At 30.1% G+C, this 5238-nt stretch carries 5 protein-coding genes, 2 tRNA genes and 2 rRNA genes; 4 read left to right on the top strand and 5 right to left on the bottom strand.

Features of this window, described 5'->3' with window-relative positions; translation table 11 throughout:
- A 16S ribosomal RNA gene (locus A3M9_RS0111985) occupies positions 1 to 240 on the bottom strand; the annotation flags it as partial.
- 549 nt (positions 241 to 789) lie between these two features.
- Positions 790 to 1224, bottom strand: a complete 435-nt coding sequence (locus A3M9_RS0111980; protein ID WP_051350731.1) for a VanZ family protein — start codon at positions 1222 to 1224, stop codon at positions 790 to 792.
- Between the two features lie 293 nt (positions 1225 to 1517).
- On the opposite strand from A3M9_RS0111980, the gene A3M9_RS0111975 reads away from it, so the two are divergent.
- From A3M9_RS0111975 to A3M9_RS0111960, 4 genes are all read left to right on the top strand, one after another.
- Positions 1518 to 1940: a HutP family protein gene (locus A3M9_RS0111975; RefSeq protein WP_027309399.1), complete on the top strand. Its 423-nt coding sequence runs from the start codon at positions 1518 to 1520 to the stop codon at positions 1938 to 1940.
- Positions 1941 to 2211: 271 nt separating this feature from the next.
- A complete protein-coding gene (locus A3M9_RS0111970) occupies positions 2212 to 3225 on the top strand; it encodes an ABC transporter substrate-binding protein (protein ID WP_027309398.1) in 1014 nt (337 codons plus the stop codon).
- Positions 3225 to 4118: an ABC transporter permease gene (locus tag A3M9_RS0111965; RefSeq protein ID WP_027309397.1), complete on the top strand. Its 894-nt coding sequence runs from the start codon at positions 3225 to 3227 to the stop codon at positions 4116 to 4118. Before A3M9_RS0111970 ends, A3M9_RS0111965 begins: the two co-directional genes overlap by 1 nt.
- Positions 4093 to 4887, top strand: coding sequence for an ABC transporter ATP-binding protein (locus A3M9_RS0111960; protein ID WP_027309396.1), 795 nt, complete (start codon positions 4093 to 4095; stop codon positions 4885 to 4887). The genes A3M9_RS0111965 and A3M9_RS0111960 overlap by 26 nt, the downstream gene beginning before the upstream one ends.
- Positions 4888 to 4972: 85 nt before the next feature.
- On the opposite strand, the gene A3M9_RS0111955 is transcribed toward A3M9_RS0111960, so the two are convergent.
- The 3 genes from A3M9_RS0111955 to rrf form a co-directional block, all read right to left on the bottom strand.
- Positions 4973 to 5046, bottom strand: a tRNA-Gly gene (locus A3M9_RS0111955).
- Between the two features lie 4 nt (positions 5047 to 5050).
- A tRNA-Glu gene (locus tag A3M9_RS0111950) sits at positions 5051 to 5125 on the bottom strand.
- Positions 5126 to 5130: 5 nt separating this feature from the next.
- Positions 5131 to 5238 (bottom strand): 5S ribosomal RNA (gene rrf, locus A3M9_RS0111945); the annotation flags it as partial.

The raw sequence follows: 5238 nt of genomic DNA, 5'->3' as shown, positions 1-5238 counted from the left end.
CAGGCCTTTCGACCTGTTATCCCCCTCTCAAGGGCAGGTTACCCACGTGTTACTCACCCGTCCGCCGCTATATAGAGGTTAGATGTTGGAAATTAGAAGTTGGATACTTGTTGAAATTCCGTAGGAATTTCTTCTATTCAAACCTCTAACCTCTAACATCCAACCTCCATATCGCTCGACTTGCATGTGTTAGGCACGCCGCCAGCGTTCGTCCTGAGCCAGGATCAAACTCTCATGTTATAACCTANCTTCTTATTTGGTACGTTCGCTCTCGCTGTTCAGTTTTCAAGGACCGTTGACGCTTATTTATCCTATCACGTCTTTTTCATCTTGTCAACACCTTTTTTCGGTGTTTTTATTTTTTCTGTCGCTCGCTTCAAGCGACTTTTATATATTATCATCACATAAACAACTATTCATATTTCTAGATGGTTATTATATTAAATTATATTTGTTTTTTATTATTATTTCTTTATATTTCTCTCTTTTTTTATATATGATACTCAAGGATTAGTTGTTTCTAATACATAAATTTTTATCTATGATTTCTTTTCCTGATACTATGTTAATAAACCTTATCCTGTAAAATACGACATCTTTTTATCTATATCCATATTAACTGAATCCTTTTTTGTATAAACTATCTTCATTCCAAAAGGTAATCATGATTGGTATATATTGTAAATATATGTTAAGCACTATAGATTAAACTACTTTAAATGTATTAATATTAATCTAAAAATAAAAGGATAGGTTTTAGTTTTCCTATCCTAAAATATACTTAAATATTCATTTTCTCTTTCTAATAATTTTACTTAAATATATAACCACCATACAAAATACACCACCTGATGTATCAATTAATACATCTCTAAATGCTGGACCTCTTCCTGGAACAAAACTTTGATGAAATTCATCTGATACAGCATATAAAAATGTTATAATAATTGCAAATATAGTGCTTGAAGTAAAATAGAAATCTTCCTTTAATGCATTATATAATAAAAAATACAATATAAAGTACTCTGTAAAATGTGCAGCCTTTCTAATTATAAAGTCTGCATTACCACTTAATATAGTATTAATATCTATTCCTAATGTATTTAATATGTAAACTATAAATTTATTATTTTCACTAGACTTATCTCCATTTTGACTTGAAAATAAAAAAATAACTCCCATCCAAATAAGTACAAGTCCCCACTTTTTTATTCTTCTACTCATCTTCATTCTCCTCAATTTTACTGAAATTTTTTATTGCCCAATTATCTATATTAATCAACTCCACAAAAAGTATCTTATGTAATTATACTACAAAAAATTTTAAAAACAACAACTTTCATAAAAATTATAAATCCACATTTTTGCATTGGTTGTGTATGTTAATAAATACAACTTTTTGTTTTTAATATATTGTTGATGCTTTTCAATGTCAAATTTATTCTTGAGTATTATTGTCTTTTATGTTATATTGTATTTTAAATTATAAGATTTTTGAAAAAAGGCAGGTAATAATTATGAACATAGGTAGTATTGATGTTGCGAAAGCTTCTATAGAAATGGCTATATCCTCAAGAGAAAGTGAAAAGATTTTAGAAGAGAGTTTTAAAAAAAATGGTATATTAACTGTAGCGATTGATATAGGAGGAAATATTAATACTGCTGTTCCAAAAATACTAGAAAGAGCTTTAGTTGCTTCTAAGAAAAAAGGATTAATAAACGAAAATAACCATGTTCATGATGGAGCTGTGGCTGGTGCTACAAGAGAAGCTCTTTTTCAAATTTATCAAAAGGCAAATGGATTTAATGTTGGTGGAAAAATTGGTATAGCAAGATGTGGTGAACATATAAGTGTATGCATATTTATGAGTATAGGTTTATTACACTTAAATGAAGTAGTTATTGGTTTAGGTCATCGTTCTATACCAGATATATATTAATAGTAAAACCTTTGATTGACTATTAAAAATATATTGACAACAAATATAAACAGAGTTATAATTTTCTAAAGTTTTATTTATTTGTAGATACGGTAGCATATTTATTATATTCGATAGTATATAGTATCATAAATGGTAGTATGGTAGCTTAGGTAGGAAATATTTTAATACATCTGTAGTTTGTGTAACTTTCAGGCTTTTTTATGTATATAAAATTCCTTCTAAGAAGGAATTTTTAATTTTATAATAAATATTTTAGGAGGATGGTAGTATGGTAGGAAAAAACAAAAAATCAATCTTAATCTCATGTCTTTTAATCACATCTATTCTATGTGGATGTGCAACTTCTAAAGGAGTCAATTCTACTGACTCTATCAAATCTAAAAAGGTATTTCAAATTGGTGTAACGCAGATTGTAGAGCATCCTGCACTAGATGATGCAAGAAAAGGGTTTATTGAGGCTTTAAAATCTAAAGGATATGAAGATGGAAAAAATATAAAAATAGATTACCAAAATGCTCAAGGAGACATAGCAACAACTCAAAGTATAGCTAAAAATTTTGTTGCACAGAATAAAGATTTAATACTTGCAATAGCAACCCCTTCTGCTCAATCTGCTTTAAATGCAACAAAGGATATTCCTATAATAATAACTGCAGTAACTGACCCTGTTAAATCTGGTTTAGCAAAAAGTATGCAAAACTCAGGAAATAATGTTACAGGAACATCTGATGCAGTACCTATTTCTAACCAATTTGAGTTACTTAAAAAATTAATCCCCAATGCTAAGAAAGTAGGTATTTTATACAATACAAGCGAAAGCAATTCAGAATTACAAATTAATGAAGCTAAAAACATAGCACCAAATTTCAACCTTGAAATTGTACCTGTTGGAATAACAAGCGTTAATGAAGCCACTACAGCATTAAACACTTTATTAGAAAAGGTAGATGTTCTATACACTCCTACAGACAATTTAGTTGCATCATCTATGCCTATTATTGTTGAAAAATGTATGAGCAAAAATATACCTGTAATTGGATCAGAAAAATCACATGTTTCTGCTGGAGCTATTGCTACAGTAGGAATTGATTACTTTAAATTAGGTTTTCAAACAGGACTTATTGCTGTAGAAGTAATAGAAGGCAAAAAGCCAAGTGATATCCCTCTTTCTACACTTAATGAAATGCAGTTAGTTCTAAACACCGATTCAATTAAAAAACTAAATATAAAAGTTCCTGATGATATACTATCTAAAGCTGAAAAGATAGGGGGCAGCAAATAGTGTCTATATTAATTGGAATTTTTGAACAAGGCCTTATATTTTCAATTGCAGCGTTAGGTGTATATATAACATATAAAATACTTGATTTTCCTGATTTATCTGTAGATGGTACATTTGCCTTAGGTGCTTCTATTACAGCAGTTTGCATTGTAAATAAAATAAATCCATTCTTAACCTGCTTAATATCCTTTTTATTTGGAAGTATTGGAGGACTTTTGACAGGTATTTTGCATATAAAATTTAAAATAAATAATCTGTTATCTGGTATTTTAGTAATGATGGCTCTTTATTCTATAAATCTTAGAATTATGACTAAACCAAATATCCCTTTAATGGGACAAAAAAATATATTCTCTTACAATATAAATAGCTTACTTATTACTTTTGTATTTATGTTTGCAATAAAATTTATGTTGGATATATTTTTAAAAACCAAATTAGGTTATGTTCTAAAAGCAGCAGGAGATAATGAGCAATTAGTAACATCATTAGGTTTAAATAAAAATATAATAAAAATTTTAGGATTAATGTTATCTAATGGTTTAGTTTCACTATCTGGTTCCATAACATCTCAATATCAAGGCTTTTCAGATGTAGGAATGGGTTCTGGTATAGTGGTAATGGGACTTGCTGCCGTCATAATAGGAGAATCAATTTTTAAAAATATTAAATTTATTGATTTAACAACTATGGTTGTAATGGGCTCGATATTTTACAAAGCATCTATAACATTTGCCCTGCTACTTGGTCTTTCCCCTACAGATTTAAAATTAGTTACTACATTGATTGTTATTGTGGCTCTTTCATTAAATAACAAGACATTAAATTTAAAACCCATAAAAATATGTTGTTTTGGAGGTGCTCGCTTTGTTAAAGATTCAAGGACTTTGTAAAAGATTTAATAAGGGTACCCTAAACGAAACAATTCTTTTTAACAATTTTGATTTAGAAATTAAGAATAGAGATTTTGTAACCATAATAGGTAGTAATGGTGCTGGAAAATCAACTTTATTAAATATTATATCTGGTACTATCTCAGCTGACTCTGGTTCAATATTCTTAAATGGAGAAGATGTTACTACTATTGAAGAATATAAAAGAACCAAGTATATTGGTAGGGTTTTTCAAAACCCATCTATGGGAGTAGCTCCAAACATGACTATATTAGAAAATATGTCTTTGGCATATAACAAAGGTAAAAAATATAATCTTACTTTCTGTATTGATAAAAATAATATAGTAAAATTTAAAGAGATATTATCAGAAATAAATTTAGGGCTTGAAAACAAATTATATACAAAGGTAGGTTTGTTATCTGGGGGACAGCGCCAAGTATTATCTCTTGTTATGGCAGTAATGTCTAATCCAAAGCTTTTACTTTTAGATGAGCATATAGCTGCACTTGATCCTAAAACTTCTGAAAGAATAATAGAAATTACAAATAATATTGTTATGCGAAACAAAATAACTACTATTATGGTTAGTCATAATTTAAATCATGCTATTAAAATGGGTAATAGATTATTAATGCTTCACGAAGGAAGAATAGTTATGGATTTTAGAGATGAAGAAAAGAAAAATTTAAGTATAAATAAGCTTTTAAGATATTTTGAAAACATTCAATCTAAAGATATTCTAAGCGATAAAATTTTATTTGGTTAGTATCACATTCCTAATATGCCATGGGTTTTACTCATGGCATTTATTAATGAAAGAAGCCTTAGAGATTTTTCTCTAAGGCTTCTTATGGAGCGGGTGATGGGAATCGAACCCACACAACCAGCTTGGAAGGCTGGGACTCTACCATTGAGCTACACCCGCATGGTGGTGACCCCTAGGGGACTCGAACCCCTGTTACCACCGTGAAAGGGTGGTGTCTTAACCGCTTGACCAAGGGGCCATACTATCCGGCAACGACCTACTCTCCCACACCGCATTAGTGCAGTACCATCGGCCCTGCGGAGCTTAACCTTCGTGTTCGGAATGGGTACGGGTGTTTCCTCCGCGGCATTG

This window comes from Caloramator sp. ALD01, assembly GCF_000472625.1.
Taxonomy (GTDB): domain Bacteria; phylum Bacillota; class Clostridia; order Clostridiales; family Caloramatoraceae; genus Thermobrachium; species Thermobrachium proteoclasticum.
Note: the sequence above shows the minus strand (reverse complement) of the source record. Positions and strands in the feature narration are given on the sequence as shown.